At 38.1% G+C, this 24,634-nt stretch carries 12 protein-coding genes; all 12 read right to left on the bottom strand.

Going from position 1 to position 24,634, the window contains the following annotated elements; translation table 11 throughout:
- Positions 1–3: 3 nt before the first annotated feature.
- The 12 genes from GSB9_01042 to GSB9_01053 all read right to left on the bottom strand — a co-directional run bounded on the left by GSB9_01042 (position 4) and on the right by GSB9_01053 (position 24,517).
- Positions 4–1,509 carry an alpha-L-fucosidase gene (locus GSB9_01042; GenBank protein UKM64493.2) on the bottom strand — a complete coding sequence of 502 codons (1,506 nt, stop codon included), beginning with the start codon at positions 1,507–1,509 and terminating at the stop codon, positions 4–6.
- 6 nt (positions 1,510–1,515) lie between these two features.
- Positions 1,516–3,603 carry a beta-galactosidase gene (locus GSB9_01043; GenBank protein UKM64494.1) on the bottom strand — a complete coding sequence of 696 codons (2,088 nt, stop codon included), beginning with the start codon at positions 3,601–3,603 and terminating at the stop codon, positions 1,516–1,518.
- 10 nt (positions 3,604–3,613) lie between these two features.
- Entirely contained in the window at positions 3,614–5,137 is a 1,524-nt protein-coding gene (locus tag GSB9_01044; protein ID UKM64495.2) for a cellulase family glycosylhydrolase, read from the bottom strand.
- A gap of 13 nt (positions 5,138–5,150) precedes the next feature.
- Positions 5,151–7,391: a glycoside hydrolase family 3 C-terminal domain-containing protein gene (locus GSB9_01045; protein ID UKM64496.1), complete on the bottom strand. Its 2,241-nt coding sequence runs from the start codon at positions 7,389–7,391 to the stop codon at positions 5,151–5,153.
- Between the two features lie 18 nt (positions 7,392–7,409).
- Positions 7,410–9,404 carry a glycoside hydrolase family 97 protein gene (locus tag GSB9_01046; protein UKM64497.1) on the bottom strand — a complete coding sequence of 665 codons (1,995 nt, stop codon included), beginning with the start codon at positions 9,402–9,404 and terminating at the stop codon, positions 7,410–7,412.
- Positions 9,401–11,797: an alpha-xylosidase gene (locus tag GSB9_01047; protein UKM64498.1), complete on the bottom strand. Its 2,397-nt coding sequence runs from the start codon at positions 11,795–11,797 to the stop codon at positions 9,401–9,403. Before GSB9_01047 ends, GSB9_01046 begins: the two co-directional genes overlap by 4 nt.
- A gap of 189 nt (positions 11,798–11,986) precedes the next feature.
- Positions 11,987–13,879 (bottom strand): hypothetical protein, encoded by a 1,893-nt coding sequence (locus GSB9_01048; GenBank protein UKM64499.1) that lies wholly within the window; start codon positions 13,877–13,879, stop codon positions 11,987–11,989.
- Positions 13,880–13,902: 23 nt separating this feature from the next.
- Complete coding sequence (locus GSB9_01049; GenBank protein UKM64500.1) at positions 13,903–15,498, bottom strand: RagB/SusD family nutrient uptake outer membrane protein; 1,596 nt, start codon at positions 15,496–15,498, stop codon at positions 13,903–13,905.
- Positions 15,499–15,510: 12 nt separating this feature from the next.
- Complete coding sequence (locus GSB9_01050; protein ID UKM64501.1) at positions 15,511–18,927, bottom strand: TonB-dependent receptor; 3,417 nt, start codon at positions 18,925–18,927, stop codon at positions 15,511–15,513.
- 185 nt (positions 18,928–19,112) lie between these two features.
- Positions 19,113–20,282 (bottom strand): DUF4974 domain-containing protein, encoded by a 1,170-nt coding sequence (locus tag GSB9_01051; protein ID UKM64502.1) that lies wholly within the window; start codon positions 20,280–20,282, stop codon positions 19,113–19,115.
- 154 nt (positions 20,283–20,436) lie between these two features.
- The gene (locus GSB9_01052) at positions 20,437–21,006 is read right to left on the bottom strand and encodes an RNA polymerase sigma-70 factor (protein UKM64503.1); all 570 of its coding nucleotides are present in this window, start codon (positions 21,004–21,006) and stop codon (positions 20,437–20,439) included.
- Positions 21,007–21,142: 136 nt separating this feature from the next.
- Positions 21,143–24,517, bottom strand: a complete 3,375-nt coding sequence (locus tag GSB9_01053; GenBank protein ID UKM64504.1) for a proline dehydrogenase family protein — start codon at positions 24,515–24,517, stop codon at positions 21,143–21,145.
- Positions 24,518–24,634 lie beyond the last annotated feature (117 nt).

The raw sequence follows: 24,634 nt of genomic DNA on the forward strand, positions 1-24,634 counted from the left end.
AATTTAATTGGTTTCAATTTTAATGACAAATGCTTTCTTATCAATTTCTTTAGCTGGAGTTATAAATTTCAAGCCTGCTTTGGTCTGGCTAAATTCGATATTTCCATTATAGCCCAAAATTGAAAGATTTTTAATATCTGGCATGTCTTCACCCAAGACTTCCTCTGTAAAAGAGTTTAAAATAATTTCCACTTCATTTCCAGGCCAGCCTAAAACGGTGGCATAAATAACAGCGCCTTTTTTGGTATAACGTACATCTTGTGGGGTATAAGTTATTTTATCTAAAAACATTCCCGATTTTTCTTGTTTGGTTGGGCCTTCACCAAATACTGCCCACGGACGCGATCCATAAATGGCTTCGCCGTTAACGTTTAGCCACTCGCCTACTTCAAGTAAAATATCCTGTTGGTCTTGCGGTATTATGCCATTAGCTTTAGGAGAAACATTAAGCATCAAAGCCCCATTTTTACTCACCACATCAACTAGAACATGAATAATTTCTGCTGGAGTCTTTAAGCCTAAATTTTTGGTATAGCTCCAGCTTCCAACCGAGACAGTTTCGTCTGTAAGCCAAAATTCCTCTGTAATTCTATTCATTCTGCCCTTTTCAAAATCTTCTAAACTAACAGATTTTGGAAACTCACCCTCTTTATGGGTGAACACCACTTCTTTATTTTTAGCTAAGGCATCATTAAAAAAGTAGGCCGCAAATACTTTTCGATATGACTCAGGAATTTTTTGGGTTTGGCTATCAAAATAAATTAAATCTGGACTATAATTATCAATCACCTCCTTTAGTTGGCCTAACCAATCTTTACTGAATTTTTCTTTAGAAATGTTACCATACATTTTTGCTAATTTTGGATCTTCAGAAGACGTCGCCATTTTGGGATTATACGGAAAATATGAAGTATCATTTAACCATTTCTTGGGTTGCTCTTTAAATATTTGATGGTTTCTGGCTATATGAAATGAAGCCACCAATTTCATATTTCTTTTGTGGATAGCTTTGGCTAGTTCACCATAAACATCGCGTTTTGGCCCCATATCAAGGGCGTTCCAAGGATTTATTTTACTGCCCCAATTGGACCAACCATCGTGATGTTCGGCCACCAAACCCGCAAACTTAGCTCCCGATTTTTCAAATAAACCTGCCCATTCATCCGCATTAAAATGCTCAGCTTTAAACATAGGCACAAAATCGTGATATCCAAACTCTGAAGGATTACCATAGGTTTCAACATGATGCCTATGTTCACCACTCCCTTCAATATGCATATTTCGGGCATACCAATCGTTGGCAAATGCGGGTACCGACATCACGCCCCAATGGGCGTAAATTCCGAATTTAGCATCTTTAAACCACTCTGCTGCTTCATCATGTTTTTCAAGAGACTCCCAAGTGGCTTCATATTTCGGAATAACTTTTTCAGGTTGCTTTTCTTTTGGTTTCTTGCAACCCACCGAAGCCAATAACATAAAGCTTAGCAAGTATATTGTTTTTTTCATGAGTTTTTATTTTTCGATCCAAACGGTTACACCACCAGATTTAACAATAGCAGTACCTATTAATATTTTTGAATTTTCTGGAATTTCTATTCGATAATCTTCTGACGAATAATTAACGGCTACCCAAAAGCCATCACGCCATTGCACATAAACACCTTGGGGATAATTTTCGGTTGAAATATTAGCGTTGCCATAAACCGATTTTAGAATATCCTTTTCCAATTTAGCATCATCGGTATCCACGCCAATGTAGGTTACAGTACCTTTCCCTATTTTATTAGTTACTACAGCCGCTTTTCCAGCATAGAATTGATTGGTATATGTTGCCAAAACGTTTTGTGAATTATTCGCCTCAATTAAATCGGCCCAATTATTCCAAAAATAAGTATTTTTCGAACTCTCAATGGTACCTTTTGTTTGTGGTAATAAATGGTCAAAATACTTAATTTCTGCATCGATAAGCGGATATATTTTACCACCGTAGGCCGAACGAAATAAATGTCCGTTTCTATCCTTTACTCCTGTTCTAAGGGTTAAAACCAAATTACCTCCTTGTTTAACATAATCTGTCCATTTTGAAATTAAAGCATTATCAACCAACTCATAAGCTGGTGCAATCACCACATTATAATTATTCAAATTATCGGCTTCGTAAATCACATCAGTTGGCGCTCCAAAGGATTTTGAAATTTCCAAATACTTCTGAAAAAAGCCCATTGTGTTCCATTGACTCGTTTGCGGTTGCCTATCCATACTCCACCGGTTATCGTAGTTCCACAATAATGCTGTTTTTCGTTTCTTTAAAACTTCAGGCATTACAGCTTTAGGGTTGTAGGCTTTTCTTAGTAATTTCATTTCACTAATCACCTGTTTATAATCTTTTCCTCCTTGCGAAAGCGTAACGCCGTCTAAAGTTGTAATTCCGCCGTGGTATTGTTCTGCACTATAATTTATTTGACGGTATCTATACGAACAGGCAAACGACAAATCACCACCAAAACAATGATACAACCACATACGCAGCGTACCCGGTTGAAGTAGCGGATTGATGTTTCCCCAGTTAACAAAGCCGGGCTGCAACTCCATGACACCAGAAGTATGGTTTGTTGGGTTGAAAAAACTCAACGCAAACGATAATTCTTTTGGGTCGCCCAGTCTAAAACCATTTTTACCAATGTTGGTCTGACCTTTATTGGGATAAGAGGTAAACGCATTGAAATCTAATTTTTCAGTTCGTCTTGGATCCGCTCCGTAGGTTGTAGCCGTATAGTTGGTGGTTATGTACTGTTTTTTTGAAATTAAAGGCCGAAGGGTTTCAGCCTGAAAATCTAAAAAATTGGCTTGTTTATCGGCTGAATACCGTTTAAAATCCAACAAAGCATGTGGATTGATGCCCCACCAGCCAACGAGATTTGTATTAGGAATTTTAATTTGATTAAAACCGGAATAGGTCTGACTCCAAAACGCTGTGCCCCAAGCGTGATTCAAACTTTTAACAGTTTCGTATTTTTCCTTCAACCACTTTTGAAAAGCTAATTGTGAAGACAGACTATAATCTTCCTTAGCTTCGGGTTCGTTATCCAACTGCCAACCAATAACAGTTGCATTGTTTCCGTAGCGCTCGCCTAATTTTGTAATGATATTTTTTGAAAATCCTCTCCAAACCGGATTGCTTAGTGATTGTTGTGCTCTTGTGCCATGCTCGGCACGAATGTAACTAGAATTCATCACATAAACCTCAGGATACTTTACCCCCATCCAAACAGGAGCAATAGCTGTGGGCGTTCCTAAAATAACTTTCAAATTATATTTTTCAGCTAAACCAATAACCTCATCCAGCCAGCCAAAATTATATACACTTTCTTGCGGTTCTATATTTATCCATGCAAACTCTGCCAAATGGATAAACTCAAATCCCAACTCTGAAATATTTTTAATGTCACGCTCCCATTCACTTTTATCCCAATGTTCGGGGTAATAATAAATGCCAATAGACATTAAATTTTCCTTTGGAAAAAACTTGGATGCCTCCTGAGCTTCAACCATAAAAGCCATAACGAAAAACGAAAGTATACCAAGGAAAAGATTCTTCATTTTTATAAAATTAATTTAATCCTTGCAATAAAGCATTCAAAACTTGTGTGTCAAAAACGGTATTGTTACTTCGGTTAAAAATTCCAAACCCATGCATGCCTATACTTCCTTCATCCCAATAAAATGGAAGAAGGCCATTTATTTTGGCTTGTTCAACAACAGTTTTAATGTAGTGAGCCCTCGAATCTAAGTGTAATTGCAAAGCATCTCCAGAAAGGTTAGTACGTCTAATAGCGCCAAATTCACCCAATACCACAGGAATTCCCTCGTCTACAAACTGGGTTTTCATCAATGCAAAATAGTTCTGCAAATCTGCTTCTTCTCCCCAGTTAGCATTACGTTGCGTGTCTGTATCGGTATGATAACCGTTGCCCCAATAGTAGAACATTTTACCCCATGTGGCATCTTCGGTTAACCCTGAAAATTGCCAAGGCGTATAATAATGTACTTCTACCATTATTCTGTTTTCAACGGTATCAACAGGCAAACTATTCATTAATTCATTGGTTTTTATAATATCGGTCGTGGGTCCTTGAATCACCAAAGTTCGGTATGCGTTTTTACCGCCTGTAGCTCTCACGGCATCAATAAATGTTTGATGATATGAATTTAAAACATCCATTTCAGCTTGGGTTTCCACGTGGGGCTCATTGGCACTGGCAAACAATAAATGCTCATCAAAATCGCGTAAATGTGTGGCTATTTGTTCCCAATAGGCTTTTTGTTTGGCGTTAACCTGTTCTTTGCTGGCTTCGTTTACGTTATTTTCCAACCAACCACCATCCCAATGGATATTGAGAATAGCGTACATGTTATTATCCACACAGTATTGAACCACTTCCTTTACACGGTTCAACCAGCTTTCTTTGAGTTTGGCACTATCGGTATCTTCCAAATATTGGTCCCAAGCACAAGGAATGCGAATCGCATCAAAACCACTAGCTTTTACAAAATCAACCAGCTCTTTCGTTACTTTTGGATTGCCCCAGGCCGTTTCCCCACCAGTGGCTTCTAAAGTGTTACCAATATTCCAACCTAACGAAATTCTTGAAGCAATTTCAGCGGCTGTATTGCTCATACCCGACCTATCTGCCGGAAGCGGATTCAGGTTATAATCTGGATAAATACCATTGGAAGAACTGACTCCTGCTTGTGTTACTGGAATTTTCACAGCGTTTACGCCGTTGGCATTAATGGTTATAGTTGACGTTCTCGCGTTGATACTGGTATTTTCTTCGGCCGTAATCGAAACTCTAGTAGTGCCCGATGTACCAGACGTTTCACCTAAGGTTAACCAATCTGCGCCAGAACTACTCACCACCCAAGCATCAACGTTTGTTGTTATCGTAACATCAACGGTACTTTCTGTATTGTTAAATTCTATAGCTGATTTATCTGCGGTTAATGTTTTAGCAATTTCTTCTTCCTCTTCTCGGGGTTCACTACCGGAATCATCTGAACTGCATGAATATATGCCCGTTTGAACAAAAAGGAACAACATGGCCAATATGGTTTTACTATTTATTGGTTTCATCCTTTAATGAATTTTAATTAACGTGAAAAGAGACTTCGGCCAGAATATTTCTAGAAGAATTACCAAGTTTTAAATTGTAAATACCCGGTTCTACCAACCACTTCTTTTTTACTTCATTATAATAAGCCAATTCTTTAACTGGCAATTGGATACTAATCTGTTTTGAATCGCCACTTTTAACATCAACCTTTTTGAAGCCTTTTAATTCTTTGGCTGCTTTTTCAACATACGATTCGGGATCGGAAACATAAAGCTGTGCCACTTCTTTTCCATCAACAGCACCTGTATTTTTAATGGTAAACGATACTTCAATGGTTTCGTCTTGACCGTAATTTTCTTTATCGGTTTTTAGATCAGAAAATTCAAAGTTGGTGTACGCCAATCCGTAACCAAACGGATAAAGCGGCTCTACATTTTTGGTATCGAACCAACGGTAGCCTACCAATATACCCTCTGTGTAATATACCGATTTGTCGCCTGGGAAACTGTGCGTAGCATGTGCGGGAGAGTCCTCAAGTTTTTTAGGCATGGTCCAGGGCAGTTTTCCGGACGGGTTAACTGTACCTAAAATGACATCGGCCAAGGCATTTCCACCTTCCGAACCATTGAACCAGCTCCAAATCAATGCCGATGATTTGTTACTGATATTTTCAATATTGAAAGGTGCTCCGGCAATCACCACCACAATGGTATTTGGGTTGACCTGTAATACCTTTTCAATCAATTCTTCCTGACCAAAAGGCAATTTTAAGCTCGCCCTATCGGAAGCTTCAGTTTCGTAATCTCTATTAGAACCTGCAAACACAATGGCCACATCAGAATTTTTAGCTGCCTCGATTGCTTCCTTGAGCATTTCGGGTTCCAGTTTGTCGATAGTTACAGGGCCATTAAGCGTAATATCGCCAAACTTGGCTTTTTCGTTATTGGCATAACGCTCCAAATAGCCTTCGGCATAATTTATTTTAACCGATTCGGGAAGCCTGTTTTGCAAACCTTCCAATGGTGTTACTTCGCGCTTGGTTTTTACACCCGCACCAAAACCGCCCAAAGCATTTTTCTTTTTGGCATTGTTTCCTATTACAGCAATACTTTTTATGCTTTCGGTATTTAATGGCAACTGCCCTTTTTCATTTTTAAGAAGAACAATTGATTCTGCCGCTATTTTATAAGCATCCTGAAAATGGTCTTCAGTATTGATGCTTCCTTTGGCACGACCTTTGTCGTCGATACTTTTTAAGGTAAACATAAGCTGCAATACACGTTTTACAGCTTTATCGACATCAGCCTCAGCAATTTCACCGGCTTTTACCTTTTCAATCAACGCATCAGCATAAAAGAATTCGCTGAAGGGTTTTGGCGTTCCCATTTCAACATCCAAACCACTCTCGATAGATTTTTTGGTGTCATGAACGGCTGCCCAATCTGAAATAACAATACCTTCAAACCCCCATTCGCCCCTCAAAACATCGGTGAGCATATATTTGTTTTCACATAAATATTTGCCTCTAAATTTATTGTAAGCACCCATAAAACTATAAGCATTAGCCTCGGTTACCGCTGCCTTAAATGCAGGAAGATAAATTTCACGAAGCGCACGCTCATCAATTTGAACATCCACAAAATCGCGGTTGGTTTCTTGGTTATTGGCCGCATAATGCTTTACACAAACGGCCACATCGTTTTCCTGAACGCCCACAATAAATGGCACGGTTATTTTTTTATTCAAAAAAGGGTCTTCGGTAAAATACTCGTAAGTTCTACCTCCCAACGGTGTACGGATGATATTGATGGCCGGCGATAGCAACACATCTTTATCACGGGCAATGGCTTCTTCACCCACACTGGTTCCAAACAGATACGCCAGTTCGGTATTCCAAGTAGCAGCTAAACCACCACCTGCGGGATAATAGGTAGCAAAATCGTTGTCCCAGCCTGCGGCCGCCCAAGAATCTCTTGAAATTTCTTCGCGAACCCCCAAAGGGCCGTCGGCCATTGTAAGCTCCGGAATACCTAAACGTTCCACTGCTTTTGTGGCAAACATACTGTTACCATGAAGCATACCTGATTTTTCCTCTATGGTCATTTGGGCAATCAAGCTACCTATTTTAGCATCATATTCATGGTTTATTGGATTTCCGCTGTATGCATTTGAATTTATTTCTTCTGAAACTAATTTTGGCTCTTTATTATCATTACAGGATGTAAATTGCAATGCAGCCATAAAAGTTAGCGCGTATATCAGTTTGATTTTCATCTTTCGTTTTGTTTAGTTTTATTTTTTTGCAAACCGAATGGCTGTTCCGCCACCCGATGGTAAGTTTAAGGTCATTTTATCTGAAGCCGTTACTTCTTTCTTTGAAATAGCTACTTTTGAAGGATTGTTGTTTAAATCGGTACCCTCGGCATCGGCATAGATTTGGGCTTCGAAAGTGCCTTCTCCTAAAAACGAAAGGTCGATTTCTAAATCCCTAGCAACTTCATTTGTCATACTACCCAAATACCAATCGTCTGATTTTAAATCTTTACGAACGGTGGTAATGTATTCTCCAATTTCAGCATTCAATACTTTAGTCTCTTCCCAATTGGTTGGCACATCGGCCAAAAACTGAAATTCAGGTTTACCGATATAATTTTCAGGTAAATCGGCCAACATTTGAATCGGCGAAAACAAGGTTACATACAATGCCAATTGCTTTGCTGCAGTAGTATGAACGCGACGGTTATTGAATCCTTTGGTTTCCAAAACATCAATTACTCCTGGTGTAAAATCCATGGGGCCTGACAACATTCTTGTAAACGGTAATGTGGTTGTATGGTTTGGCGGGTTGCCCTCGCTCCAAGCATTATACTCCTGTCCGCGAGCCCCTTCGCGCGCCATCATGTTTGGATAGGTTCTGCGCTCGCCCGTATCTTTAATGGGTTCGTGGAAATTGACTGTTAACTTGTATTTCGCCGCTTTTTCCAAAACTTCGCGATAATACTGAACCCCAAATTGACTGCCGTGCCATTCGGTCATGTTTAACATATCACCCACTTGCCCGATTTTAATATCATTGATGCCCATATTCTGATACAGTTTCATTCCTGCATCAATTTGTTTTCTGTAATTAATAATATTTGAACCTGTTTCGTGGTAACCAATAATTTTCACTCCGTTTTCTTTGGCGTAATCGGTCACTTCCTTTAAGTCGAAATCGTCCGTGGCTTCGGTAAAACTAAACTCATGCATTTTATTTTCGTACCAAGCCGGTGTCCAGCCTTTATTCCAGCCTTCAATCAACAAATGGTGAACGCCTAATTTTTTACAGGCATCAATATATTCTTTAGAAATTTTAGTGCTGGCACCATGTTCTGGACCTTCCCAAAACGTATATTTTGAAATATGCATCCCCCACCAAATACCGAGATATTTATAGGTTTCAATCCAACTGGTGTCTTCTATTTTATTGGGGTCGTTAAGGTTTAATACCAAATACGATTCTATTAAATCGCCTGGTTTTTCGGCAATCTGGATGGTTCGCCATGGGGTTGTAAAACTACCGTCGGTCTTTACTTTATCGCCATTGCTCCAGGGCATTAAATCCAAATCAAAATCGGTACCGCTCTTATGTGCCACCGTGTAACTGGCGTATTCTTTTAGGTTGGCTTCATGGAAACTAAGATACAAACCATTATCGCTTTTTATGGTCAATGGTGTGTGAACGGTATCGATGGCACTCAACCTAGATTTGGTGTACAAATGCTCGTAGCGGTTGGTTTTGTATGCGGGAATCCACCACGTATCGCCATCGTTTGCGATGTTGAACGAGGTTAGCTCATCCATTATCACTACATCATTTTTACCCTGATTTGGATAATTGTATCTAAATGCAACGCCATCATCAAAAGCTCTAAACTGTACTTCAATTTTTCTTTTAGATTCAGTTTTTTCCTGAAGTGTTATTGCTAGTTGGTTATAATGATTCCGGATGTGGTGTTTTTCGCCCCAAACTTGCTCCCAAGTTTCATCAAAAGATGTTTCTTCAGCACTTAAAACCTTAAAATTATTACACAACGAATCGTTTTCTTTAAAAACAAATCCAAGTCTGGAGGTATTTAAAACACTTATTTCATTATGCATAATTTGATAAGTGGGAACACCGTCTTCCAATTTAAAAACAATTTTATTTTTGGTGTTTGGCGATGCCAAACTATACAACGATTGCTGTTCCTGATGAGCACAGGAAAAAAATATAATAGCCGCAAGAGCGATTAAATACTTCTTCATTTTATTATTTCCATATTAAATTTTATGTTACTATCTGTATCAAAGTCTAATTGATAACCATCATTCATTTTCACACCATTAATATTTATAATTCCTTTAGAATTGGGCAAGTATAAAATTCCATTAACATTGTCTGCATCTGCAGTATACACTTTAAGGTCAATATTGCTCCAATCCATATCTTTTGTTGATTGTGCCAATTTTATATGCGGAATAACTGCTCCGTTTTTTACCAAAGCAATAACTGGAATTTCACCCGCTTTAATCGTATGCCAACCCTGACTGTAAACTTTTCCTGTTTGGTAATCTATCCATTTACCTTCCGGCAAATAAACATGGCGTTCAGTTACATTTTCAAACAAAGGTGCAACCATCATATCTGAACCAAATAAGTATTGGTCGTCAACCAACCACGCCCCGGGGTCGTTAGGATATTCCACAAACAAGGCTCTTAGCATCGGGAGTCCATTTTCTGAAGCATGTTTGGCTTGTGCATAAATATAAGGCATGAGTTGGTAACGCATATTACCAGCTTTACGGAACCCCTCCAAAAATTCTTTACTAAATTCCCAAGGTTCAGTTGGGGGCTCCCCATGGCTTCGTACATGTGATGTTAACATGCCAAAGGGTGTCCAGCGTCTGTATAAATCTTCTGGTGCTTTGGTTGTAAAACCTCCAACATCGTGACTCCAAAATGAGAACCCAGATAGCCCTAATGACAGTCCTCCCCTAAGGGTTGCTGCCATAGCTGTATTGGTTGTTGCAGCATCTCCTCCCCAATGCAATGGATAACGCTGGCTACCGGCCCAAGTACTGCGCGCCCAAATAATGCTCTCTCCCGTTACTTCTTTTGTAATATCAGCTACCGTTTTGTTGTAACGTAAAGGAAATAAATTATGTTCATAGAAGCCTGTTTTGCCATTGCTGTAAATTCCAGAAGCAGGAGCTGCCTCACCAAAATCTACCTTTATAACTCCTACGCCTTGTTTTAGCAAATTCGCTATTTTATCTTGATACCAATCGACGGTTTTAGGGTTCGTAAAATCTAAGGTAGCATCTTCATAAGGAATGTTACCTTTTTTGTCTTTTACAGCCAATCCTTTTTCTACAATTTCGTTAAACAATGTATTTTTTGGTGTAAAATATGGTAATTGCCATAAACAGACGTTAAAGCCGTCTTCTTTCATATCGGCAATCATTTTTTCTGGATTGTCGAATCGGTTTTTTGAAAACTCATAATCACACCTCCAGTCTGTTTCAAACCAACCGGTGTCAAAATGAATCACATCGCTAGGTATTTTATACTTTCTTAAGTTTTTAGCAATATCTCTGCCTTCTTCTTCAGAAAAATAGGTAATGCGGCTCATCCAAAACCCAAACGACCAAAGTGGTGGCATTTCGGGTTTTCCGGTCAAGTCTGTGTATTCATCTAAGATATCCTTTGGCTCTCCGATAAATAAAAATAAGTCCGCTTCATCATCTCCAATCATCATTGAATTAGCGCCATTAAAATATTTACCAAAATCGACTGTTATTGGTGTGGAATGGTGCATAAACACTCCATAACCACGACTACTCATGTAAAACGGAATGGGCTTATACATAGTTTCATTCTGCACGCCATTGGCATCATCTGTCCAAAAAATAACTTTTTGGCCACGTTTGTTAAATTGGGTAAACGACTCACCACATCCAAATATTTTTTCATCAGGTGACATAGAAAAAACGGCCCCCATACTTCGAGAGTAGTCCTCTGCACGTCTTACAAATGAGAACGGTGTTACTGGAGTATATGTGCTTTTAACATCCTCCAAATGAAGCGTACTTGTTAGTAGTTTCCCTTTGGCATCATAAACATAAACATGCCATGGTTTTTCTGTAATTAATACCGAACCTTTACTACTTGTATATTGGTGCCCGTTATCAACTTTTTTATATTTCCATAGATTTCGCGCATTTTCAGCCTTACCGTTTACCAGCATCAATGACTGTTCTTTTTCTCTAAATTGCGGCCCAGATGCAGCCTTTAACCGAATGGTACGTTCTGAAATGAACTGGATTGAAAAAGGTAATTCTGGTGATATTGTATATTCTGTTGTAGGAAATTCATTGGCATCAACAGCAACTAGCTTACTCAACATATTGTTAAATGCTTGCCGTGTGGCAAAATTATACCTAAGATATTGTATAGCTCCCTGGCCTGTTTCAGAGTTAAAAGAAGCTAATTCGTTAGCCAAATAATAGGTATTTCTGTAATCCTCAAAATCTTCACTAATGTCTGGCGGTTCGTTTAAAACATTTGTATTTTGAATTTGCGCCCATGTAGCATTTACCAATAACAGCAAAGTCACTTGCAGAAATAACACATTAAATTTTAGTTTGTTCTTAAACATATTTTGTCGCTTTTACTTTTTCCGCTTGTAAATTTTTGGCATTAAAATTCCTTTATAGTTAAGGCATTTAACGATTGTTACCGTTTTAGCCTCACCTTATATATAAATAAAAGAGAAAATTTTAACTGAAAACCAAAACTGAAATTAAAAACCACTGTGCCGATAAACACAGTGGTTTTATCTCAACTTTCACTTAATTATAATACTTTCAATCGTAGTTGTAACGGCAGACAAGTCTTCAATATCTGCAGCCAAACCAAAAATATCGATAGTGAATACGATAGGTCCAGAAACATCTGTACCCGGTGTAAACGTTACCGTATAAGTACCATCTCCTGTAATTGTAGTATCCCCACTATTTTTAGTGCCTTCACCCCAATAACCAAAAGCCCATCCATCAGATGCAAATTGATAATCTGCAGTATAAGTTCCGGCAGCTTCACTTGTTAGGCTAATACCTGAAAGGGTGAATGTAATTTCCATGCTATCACCAAATGCAATATCCGCTGGGTTGATTGGTGGATCTGTAAATGTTGGTCCAAACTCATTGAAGAATTCTATCCTGAAGTTTCCATTACCTTCCAAATCGCCGTAGGCCAATTTTGAATTATCAACAGCGACCTCTTTTCCTTCATTTCCAGCGCCCCCTCCAGTAGTATCACTATCTAACACAAAATGAAATACCATATACTCATTTTTACCAGTTTCGTCACGTTTGCCAAACCAAATATCCGTAACTACACCATCCGTTTTTGCTGTTTTTACAATCTTCCACTGATTTTGCGAAGTGGTACCAACTGTTGCCCATGAACCTCCAATTGGGAAATAAGGTGTTATATCGGTAAATGTTATGATATTGGTTCCGTCAGAGCTTGTTGAATATGTTCCGCTCATTTCAACTCCATCACTATCAATAGTAGAAACACTACCATCGTTGGAAAAGGTTATTTTATTCTCAACAACCGAAGCTTGGTCTGCAGAGGTATAGCCTGGCCAGCCTGCCGCTTCGTAATCTTCAACGGTTTGCCACCCATTCAATAAATTCCCATTTAAATCGGTCCAATCAAAAGGACTATCTGCACTTAAATGCCATGTTTTTGTAGTAGTTACGTTTGTTGATAATAAATCATCAACCGTTCCGCCATTTAAATCTATAGCTGGATCAGGGTCTGGTAAATCCTGCGGCACCCAGTTATCGTTATACTCTTTTGATATAAAATTTAAAATAACCAATTCTTCTTTAGAATTATGAAAAGCAGCCAACTGCATGGCATCTTCAGTTAAAGTTAAAATCCTATAATTCGACCAGTCATCTACGTCATTATCTGCCCATGAATTCTGTAAGACGGCCGCATCTGTTAGGGTTAACGTTTTTGCATCGGCGTCTAAAAAATATGTGCCATTCTCCAAACCTCTACTTGTGGTAAAAGCATGGTTAATTTCTACAAAAGGACCGCCATCCAAACTAAAGGTCATATAACCATAATCTCCTGGTTCAGCTATCCATTCATTTCCTGCCAATTCGGGTTCCCATATCCAGCAGAAATTTGCTACATCCGCATCATCCGTATATTGACATGCCTTTTCCCAAATTAGACCATTTCCTGAAAATGATAAGGGCGCTCCAAAATATTTGGAATTGCCTTCAGCATCTAAATCCAATAACCAGGTTTTGGAATTGCCCACACCACCAGACAACAATGTCCAAAGCGGATCATTAACATAGTTTAGATTATCGTCGGTTACAGTAATCGTCACCGGATCCAAGTTTACAATACCACCCTTGGTTACTGCTGAAATTTTAATGGTATAATCTCCTTTAAAAGCATACCTTACAGTTTCTACTTTTTTATTGGAACGTCCCGTACCATAATCCCAGGTCAATGTTACTCCTGGAGTTAGGTTAGTTAAAATAACTGTATTCCCTCCAGGGTCGACTGTGAAATCTTGGGAAATATCAAACTGAATTTCAGATTTATCGGGAAGCTCTCCCAAAGCACCCGTTTCTGGGTTGCATGATGATATTAGGATGGCTATTCCCAACACCAAAAATGATGCGATTAATATTCTTATTTCTTTCATGTTTTAATTTAGTTTAGTTAAAATTACCAACCCGCATTTTGTTTCAATACGTTATCTGACAATGTTATTTGAGTATTTGGTATTTGCTGCAAACCTTTTGTAGCCTGAATGTTTTCGGCTTTTATGGTTTTAGTTTCTGGCACTCCACCACTTAACAATTCAGTAGTTTCAGCAATGGTTGAAGCCGCAACATCAACCCCTTGGCGCAACAAATCCCAATATCTTACGCCCTCTAAAGCAAACTCCAAATGGCGTTCGTCCATAATATTATCTTGGTTAACCGATAAGGATACGAAATTATCTTTAAGGGCGCGTTGCCTTACTTGGTCGAAATAAGTCTGTGCATTACTACTGCCCAATTCGGCAGCCATAAGCAAAACATCGGCATAGCGCAACACCACATAATCCTGAAATTGGTTGATTTGAAAATCGGTTACTCCAAACTGGTTAACAGCCGAAACGGTTTGTCCTTCTTCATCCAAAATGGACATGGGCGTATATTTTTTATTATAGTAGCCCGTGTATTCACGTTGGTTTTCAATTTTATCAAAAGGGATTTCTTCTTCTTCTACAGCAATAACCGTAGCCGATTTTCGGGTATCGTTCTCGCTATAAGCATCCCAAAGTTTCGGGTTTACGGTAATGCCCCACCCGTTTCCATAAGGCAAGTAAGAGTACTCACGCATGCCGAACATCACCAACCAGTGGTTGCCATCGGTATTTCCATTATAATCACTTGTGTATGTATATTTTATAGAAAACACCACTTCTTTATTGTGTTCACCTGCGAAATCCACTTCTGAAGCTGCTGAGGATACTGGCCACAAAGAAGCAAAATCATCAACCAAGCCATGTCCACTTGATGAGATAACATCTTCCAAATGCGCTAGTGCTTGGGCTTTTGTAACCACATTTGCTAAATCTGAAGTACCATAATACCCCGTATAATATAGAAACACACGCCCCAACAATGACTTGGCTGCCCATTTGGTAACCCGACCTGCATCAACAGCATTATATGCCGTATCTGGTAAGTTATTTGCTGCGAACTGTAAATCTTCAGCAATTACGGCATAGACCTCTTCTGGACTAGCCTGTGGAATGTTTTCGGTTGAAGGCTCGATTAACAACGGAATATTCCCCCACAACCTCACCATTTCAAAATAAATATATGCCCTTATAAATCTGGTTTCGGATTCATAGACATTTCTTAGTACGTCATCGCCTTCCCAGTTAATTTGGTCTAGCTTTGTTAGTAAAACATTGCAACGATAAATAGCTTTGTAGTAAGCTATCCAATTAGAATTGAACATATCAACGTAACTAGGTGCACGCGAAATATCAAACTCATCTAGTGCGGCAAAATTATAGCCATCAGCATTTCCAGTACCACCAAAGCAATTATCTGAAAACACTTCGCTAACCACTGGAATACCTTGTCCTGCAGCACCCGTAGCAATTTGTAAGCCGTCATAACAGCCCACTAAGGCTTTGTATGCATCATCTGTTGTTGAATAAAAGTTTGAATCCGTCACCTGAGTTAAAGGTTCTGTTTCTAAGCTACAAGATCCTAGCGACAGCAACCCTAAACATAAAATATATAAATATGTATTTTTCATTTTCATTAGTTTTTAAAGTTTAACGTTCAATCCCATCATAAAGGTTCTAGGCCTTGGGTAATAACCAATATCTACACCCGATGACGTTCCGCCAGTTCCAAAACCAACTTCGGGATCCATACCATCGTATTCCGTAAACGTATAAAGATTTAATGCTGAAACATATACTCTAAATTCCTTGGCAAAAAATGGTTTGCTAAGTTTAGCTATATCCAATCCAAGCGTCAGGTTGTTTATCCTTAAAAAATCACCATCCTGAACGTATAAATCTGAAAAATTCGCAAAATTTCGTCCATCTTCTGTTACCCGTGGAATGGTGTTTGAAGAGCCTTCGCCCGTCCATCGGTCTAAAATCGCCGATGTATAATTCCCTAATGCTCCAGGGTTTCTGTACGACTGTACCAGTTGGTTACCAGCCACACCATTGGCAGATATCGAAAAATCGAAAGCTTTATAATTTCCAGAAATGGAGAAACCATAAGTTAAATCTGGATTGGGATCACCAATCATTTTTTTGTCGGCATCACTAATGCTACCATCTCCATTTACATCTCTGTAAATGATATCGCCGGGCGCCGCATTGGGCTGTGCACCATAATCATCAATTTCTTGCTGGTTTTGAAAAACTCCTGCTGTTTCATATCCCCAAAAATACCATAGAGGAAAACCATCTTGTGCTCTATAGAATTCTGGTGCATTATCGAACAGCTGATTGGTTGCCCCGTGAATGATACCATCGCTGGTTGGTATTTTACCTACCACGTTTTCGTTATACGCTCCATTAACTGCGATATTATAATTAAAATCGCCTATGCTGTTATTATAATTAAGAGCCAACTCAACACCAGTGTTTTCTACATTTCCACCATTAATAAAAGGGGCGTCTGCTCCGGCAGTAGCTAAAATAGGCGCAACAATTAACCAATCTTTATTGGTTTTTTTATACCAATCGAAATTAACATTCAACGTATTATTGAAGAATCTAGCATCAAAACCAATATTGGTTTGTTCTGAAGTTTCCCAACCTAAATCTTTATTCGGTAATCTGTTAGGAAACGCTCCTGGAGTTAACACACCTTCTTCCGAACCAAAAATATAGTTTGTGTTTGATGTTTGTATAGGCGCCAAAAACTGAAACGCACCAACATTTTGATTACCAACCTGTCCCCAACTCGCTCTTAACTTAAAGAAGTTAACGGTATTTGAAGCACTTAAAAAATCTTCGCTAGACATTACCCAACCAGCTGAAACCGATGGAAAATACCCCCATTGATTATCGGGATGAAAATTTGACGACCCATCGGCCCTAAAGGTGGCATTTATTAAATACTTTTCATTAAAGTTGTAATTCAATCTACCAAAATAAGACATTCTTTTATTTTCAGACTTTCCGCCACCAACACTCATCAATGGGCCTCCTTCTTGATTTGTGGTATTGTCTAGCCATGCATTTCCAAGACCAACAAATACGTTATCAACATTACTTCCATTAATATAGGTGCCATCAAAATTTATGGATGACGAGCCCACCATGGTTTCAAAATGATGTTTTTTGGTTACATCAAATTTATAGGTAAGCAAATTATCCCAAGTCAAGGTTTTCCCTTTGTTCATGCTTTGACTGGTATTATCTTGGTTTCTAAAAGAATAGATAGACAACGAATAAATCGGACTATACGAATGTCCTTCCCCAGCATAATAATCGAGTCCGATAGTGGTTTTGAATGTTAAATTTTTAATGGGCTCAATTTCCAAATAAATGTTACCCAACAGCTTTTGGCTGTTACTTTCGTTTTGATTGTTGTACAACATATCTGCATAAGGATTGGCGTTACCTACCAACCAAGCCTCGCCGCTACCAGTGGTATTGAAAAAATTTCCGTTGGCATCATACATAGGCAATAACGGACTCACCCTAAAAGCACTACGCAACGAGTTGTTGTACTGATTACCAACACCAATACCGTTGTTTTTTATATAAGCGAAACTTAAATTTTCACCAAAGGTCACCACGTCTTTATACAATTTATGTTCAGAATTGAACCTGAAATTATAACGCTCGTAATTGGAAAGGTCTTTTCCGCCAACAATACCTTCTTGCCCAAAATAGGACAATGATGAGGAATACACCGAGGTTTCCGAACTTCCAGTAACACCCAACGAGTAGTTTTTTGTGGCCGCATTGTCAACAAACATTTCATCCATCCAGGTGGTGCCTGCTCCCAATTCTGCAATTTGAGCATTGGTTAAATACGGATTTCTTCCAGAGTTCACGGCTGCTTCGTTTATCATAGTGGCATACTCGGTGGCATTGAGCAAATCTATTTTTCGTGCCACGGATTGAAGTCCGTAAAATTGGTCAAACGTAATTTGGGCGGCTTGCCCTCTTTTGCCTTTTTTGGTAGTTACCAAAACTACCCCATTTGAGGCTTGCGAACCATAAATAGCAGCCGATGCCGCATCTTTTAAAATAGATATGGACTCGATATCGGCATTGTTTAAATACGAAATATCGCCCGTTAAGATACCATCAACCACATATAAGGGGTTGCTACCCGAAGTGGAGCCTACACCCCTAATTACCACGTTTAAACTTTCGCCTGGCTGTCCCGAAGTTGAAGTAATCTGTACACCCGGCGATTGTCCTTGTAAAGCCTGAATGGCATTTGCGGTGTTCATCTTTTCAAGATTGTCACCACTTACCTGTACACTTGCACCGGTAACCAAAGCCTTTTTAAGTGTACCGTAACCGATAACCACTACCTCATCTAAAGCTGCGGTGTCTTCTTTGAGCTTAATACTTAGATTGGTTTGCGAGTTAACGGGTATTTCTTGGGTGATGAAACCCACAAACGATACCACTAGCACAGCGTCTTTGTTTGAAAGGTTTATTTTGAAATTTCCGTCAAAATCAGACTGGGTACCGTTTGTTGTGCCCTTTTCAATAATATTAGCTCCAGGTAGTGGTTGCCCAAAATTGTCCAGCACATTTCCTGTAACTTGCCAAGTCTGGATGGTCGTTTCATTAGTAGTGATGTCGGCGTTTATTGAAAGATCGGCTTCTTCTTTTTTCAGTAAAAAGATTTGACGGTCTACAATGCTATAAACCGTGTTTGTATTCGAAAACACTTGGTTCAAGATGGTTTTTATGGATTCTTTTTCCACTTTTATGGAAACATTTCGCTTTAGGTTTACATCTTTTATTTTGTAAGCAAACCTAAATTCGCTGGAACTTTCAATTTCATCAATAAGCTCGCCAACCGTTACATTATTTAAGTTTAAGGATATTTTTGCCTTTTGCGAGTACGAAGTGCTGGCGTGTAGGGTAAACAACACAACGAAAAAAAATAATGCGCTTAACTTCATCTTTAAATCGAATTTTAAGGGTGAAGAATGATGGCTTCTTTTCTTAATAAGAAGTTTTTTCATACTTTTAAAGAGTTTAATTGTGGTTATTAGTTTAGTTTTAACCGCACCTTTACATAATCGGGAAATGCGTCACCATTTTCCGATTTGTTTTTAGCCCTTGGTTAGTGGGCTGAACTAAAAACTGCGGAGATTTTAATCATTTGATTTGATTTTTTCTGTAGTTACATCATAGGCAGATAGTTGGTTTAGTTTATTAAAATTCTATTATCATTTATTGAATAATCTATATTGTATGTGATTTTAAAGTATTCTAGAATTTTTTCAATAGGTTCATTTCTAAAACTGGCATTAAATTTCTCATCGCTCAATTCTGTATTGTTATTCTTTATTTTAACATTATAATGTCTTTCCAATTTTTTAAGGATGTTTCCAAACGTAATGTCTCTAAAAGCCAATTCGCCATCAATCCACGAAGTGTATATACTGGTTATAACGGGCTTTGTAGAAATATCTCCCATTTGCATTTTGTTGTAACTTCCCTTAAAACCAGGTTTTAAAATCTTGCTTTTGCTTTTATCGGTAATAGCAAACAAATTAACAGACCCTTCAATTAAAACAACGTCGGTTTCAACGTCTTCTGGATAACTTGAAAAATTAAATTGAGTACCCAAAACCTCTACCCCTAAAGCATCAGTATTAACCGAGAAGGGATTGTTTTCATCTTTAGCAACATCAAAGTAGGCCTCTCCTTTTAAAAACACATCTCGCCTATACCCTTTCAAGAACTTAACTGGATACTTAAGAGATGTTCCTGAATTTAGGTGGACTGAAGTACCATCAGATAACTTTACTTCAAAGCGCTTTCCGTAAGGAACCGTCAACGTGTTATAGACCAAATGTTCTACTTCCGTATCGTTTTTGTAGACAATTTGCCCCCCATTTTGCTCGCCAACAATGTTACCATTAACATCCAAAACTTCAAATGTTCCATCTTCATTAATGATTTTAGTAGTACCGTTATCCAATTGAAGTGTTATGCGCTCATTAGGGATAACCAGTTTGCTTTCATTACTATCAAAATATCCCATTTCGAACAAATAGCCAACACCCAAACAAACAATTATAATAGCCGCATATTTGAGTACTCTATAAACCTTTGCCCCTATTTGCTTTTCATCTGCTTTGGCTATTTTAGCCTCAAGATTTCTATAAACCCTTTTGGTTTCTATTTGTTTAAAAACTGTGAACTTATCCTGAATATTTTTTTTATTGATAATTTTCTCATACAAAGCCAAGTTACGCTCCTGTTTCAGCCAACTGTCCAAAACAGCTTGTTCTTCGGCAGAAATGATTTTTGCAATAGATTTGTATATAAGTTCTGCTATTTGGTACTCAGAAAGTGTGTTTTGACTCATTAGCTTAGTTTTGGTTTTGAAAATTCAGATTTATCAACATCTTAATTTTCGTCTCAAATTTTTATCAAAAAAACAAATAACACAAGGTTGTTTTACTAATATGACTCAAAAAAGAATGTTTAGGGTGGAAAAAAATTAAAAAAATATTTTTTTTTCAGAACGAAGCCAGTAAAATTTGGAAGAGAGGACGATCTTTTAAGTTCTCTTTCAAAAGCGCTATAGCCCGAGCACGTTGCGATTTAACGGTGTTTATACTAATTTGGAGGTCTTCGGCGATATCTTTATACTTTATGCCCTCTAAGCATGACAATTCGAAAACTTTTCTGCATTTTTCAGGTAAATCTTCTAGTGCTTGAAACAGAATGGCATAAGTCTCCTCTTCTATTATAAACTGATTTTTTTGAGAAACCGTATCATGTTTATCGACTTCTAGGCGAATGAATTTTTTTTCTTTTTTATTAAAGTCGATTGATGCGTTACGCACCATGGCATAAAGGTAAGATTTTAAATTTTTGATTTTATCGACCTTATTACGCTTTTGCCAAAGTTTAAGCAGTGTATTTTCTACGATTTCTTCTGCAGCGTATTTTTCCCCTACGTAATTTAATGAAAAGGAATATAGCCTTTTATAATAGGCATTAAAGATAATTTTAAATGCTTTTTTATCGCCTTTTTTCAAAAGCGGGAGAAAAGATTCTAAACTAATATTTTCATTTTTATCCAATGTTCTTTGTTACCTAGTTAACCGCAAAATAGTAAATTTAAACGATTCTTTAAGTAAGGGAAATGAAATAACAAAAAACGAAAAACCCCAAAACAGTTTTATATTCTTGGGGTTTATAATGACATTTGTAAAACTACTATTTAGAGCTTTCACCCATTTGGTTACCGTAACGATGGTAGTTTATTGATATGCTTTGTTCGTTTAAGTAATTAAGAAGCTCGAACCGACCATTTGAAACAGGCGTTCTATCAAAAATATTAATATGTTTTTCATGAAGTGATACTCTAAACGCATCATCAATTTGGTTTGTTAAAGACCGTACTCTTGTTTCAAAATCAATTTCGGAAACCAGTTCGTCCCACGATTCAATTTTGTTCAGGTTATCAGACTTTAAATTTGTGTCTTCAGTAGAATAAACCTCAGCATCTAATTTAAGCACACTACAAGCTGTCACCACCATATCTAAATGTTCTTGTGAGGTATCACCTCCAACTAAAACAAATACCCTATTTGGTTTTAAGTAGCGGCATGTATTGTGTTGCCCTCTAATATGGGCGTAGTCGATTTCCTTATTAAAATGTGACAGAAAGTGAAGCAAATAGTTGCTTTCCAATTGTTCCTTATTTTTTGTTTCGGGTGTTTCAATATCCATAAACTGCCGTACATAATTAACGCCTCCAGCCTTCATTCCAAATCCGTAACACGATGCTTTCATTCCTCCAAAAGGTTGGCGCATTACAATAGCTCCAGTAGTACTTCTGTTAGCATATAAATTACCCGCTACCACTTTGTTCTTCCAATAACGCACTTCCTCTCGAGCCAACGATTCTATGCCGCTGGTTAAACCGTACTCTACACCATTTACTTTATCGATGGCATCTTGAAGTCCGTAAGCCTTCATAACAAAGAGAATAGGCCCGAAAAGTTCATTTTTGTAACCATAATCTTCTGTAGTAATTCCCCATTTTATGCCCGGTCTTAAAAGGTATTCGCCTTCCAACTCTGGTTTTAAAAGCCAGTCTTTATCATTGGTATTTTCAATAACGTGTTTAATTCTGTCGTTAACAGGAACCGCCAAAGGACCAATAACCGTGTGAAAATCCCATGGATCGCCATAAACCCTACTCTGGGCTGCATCTTTAAGTAATTCCTTAAAATGATTATCGTTAAAAACCTCTTCCTCTAAAATTAGTAATGACGTAGCCGAGCATTTTTGACCAGTATTGCCAAAAGCAGACTGCACCACGTTTTTAATAGCTTGATCGCGATCTGATAATGCTGTTACAATCGTAGCATTCTTACCACCTGTTTCAGCGTAAAGATTTAACTGTGGGTTACGCTTCAATAAGAACTGAGCAGTAGCAGTGCCTCCTGTCAAAATTACAGCATCAAACGTATTACCTTCGGTTAGGAAAGCATCAAGGTTAGATTCTTCTGTAGGTAAAAATGCAAAGGCACTTTTGGGAACTCCAGCATCCCATAAACACTGACTGATTAGATAAGCACATGCCGCTGCATTTTGAGAAGGCTTTAATATTGCACGTTTACCCGCACATAATGAAGCAAGCACCCCTCCAATGGGTATGGCGATTGGAAAATTCCAAGGCGATAAAACCAAGTTAACACCTGAACATTTATAATTTACACCTTCGTCTTCTACATCTAATAATGTTTGCGTATAGAAATTAGCAAAATCGATAGCTTCTGAAACCTCAACATCGACTTCTGCGGCGGTTTTTCCTAACTCTTCAATAGCTACTGCAATAAGGTCGCCACGTCGCTTTTCCATAAGAACGGCGGCCTTACGCAACAACTTAACCTTTTTTGACGTTGGAAGTTCGTACCATTCCGAGTCACTTTCAATAAATGCCCTGTAGTCATTTTCTGTAGCTAACTGATATTGCCAAGGCAATTCGCCTTTCCAATTTTCTTGTTTAACAAGCGTTCTCTTATTTTCTGAACCTTTCATAACAACAGGAATAACGCCACCAACCACGTCGGTTGGAGTTTTCCAACGTTTTCTTATATCTGCCATCCACTTTCGGTTTGCCTCTTGTGTCCAATCTGTATCTGGTACATTTTTAAATTTCTTTTGAGGTTTTACCGTTTGTGTTGCTCTATTTTGGTTACGGTTAGGGGTAATCTTTACAACATCCATTCTACCCAAAGAATCTAAAAAGTGTTGTTGCAACTCTTCCCACTTATCGGAGTTTACATCTAAATTAAACCCTTCGCGCAAGAAATTACCCTTTTGCGTTCCTTCATCTAAACGTCTTACTAGATAAGCTATAGCGTTGTTATAATCACTGGTTTTAACAATGGGCGTGTACAGCAGCACGTTTTTGCCTTTTCTAACAATTTCCATAACGGTACCTTGAGCTACGCCCTCAAGCATTTCAAAGTCTACATAATCTGAAATATCTTGGGCCTCAACAATTTTTAAGGCAAACGCCAAATCAAAAATATTATGCGAGGCTACACCTACATTAAGACATTTTACTTTCTCAGAATCCAAGAGTTGGAGCAGCACCCTTTTATAATTAGCATCGGTATCTAGTTTGGTATTGTAAGTAGCCAAAGGCCAATCTTTCATTGAGGCTTCGGTCATCTCCATTTCGAGGTTAGCACCTTTAACAATTCGCAGTTTTACAGGAGCCCCACCATTTTCAACGCGTTTTACAGCCCAATCCTGAAGTTTGCATACTTCATTAAAAGCATCGGGCAAATAGGCCTGGATAACAATTCCAGCACGTAAAGACTTAAACTCTTCGCGTTCTAAAGCCTTTTTAAAGGTTGCCAATGTGATGGACAGATCGCGATATTCTTCCATATCCAAATTAACGAACTTTTGAATACCTGTTTTCTTTTCAATCCGAAGCACCTCACGGTAAATGATGGCTAATTTTTCAACTAAAATATCAACAACCTCATCGTGCGCAATAGACTCTATTTGGGAATATATGGTAGAAGCCTTTATGGAAATGTAATCGACTTCCTTTTGATTTAATAAATTGCAATAGGCATTTATTCGTTTTTCAGCCTCCTTTTCCCCTATTAACGCCTCTCCGATAAGGTTAACGTTTAATTGAATATTTTGTTTTTTCCGTTTCTCGTAATGCTCTTTGTACTTTTTGTCTCCAACAAAATAAACTACAGGACTGGTTACATCTTGTATTTCCTTAAGCATTAATGGCACACTTACAGAAGGCAGCTTATAGCCAATAATATTGAACAAACGCACGAGTGCTTTTTCTTGAGTGTTGAACAATTTTTTATGTGCATCCGTACTTTTAAAAAGTCGGTGTACATATGTAGATATTCTCGAATAATTTTTACTTCTAAACGCTACGTCCATCAAACGGATTAAAAAAATCTTTCCTTTTGGTGATTTTATAATGGGCCCTATCCGTTTCCCAAATGGGTTTTGGGGTGCTTTTCTTCTCGGTTTTTGAAGTCCGACCGCTATATTTAAAACTTTATCAATTTGCCTAGTAGACAATTTAAACGACATATATTACTGCTTTTTTTTATGAATTAATAATAAATACTGAACATATTGGAGCCCATATCAAAATGCTTTTGTTTAGGCCAAAATATATTCTTGAAATGTAACAATAGCTGATTGGAA

Source organism: Flavobacteriaceae bacterium GSB9, assembly GCA_022749295.1.
Taxonomy (GTDB): domain Bacteria; phylum Bacteroidota; class Bacteroidia; order Flavobacteriales; family Flavobacteriaceae; genus Flavisericum.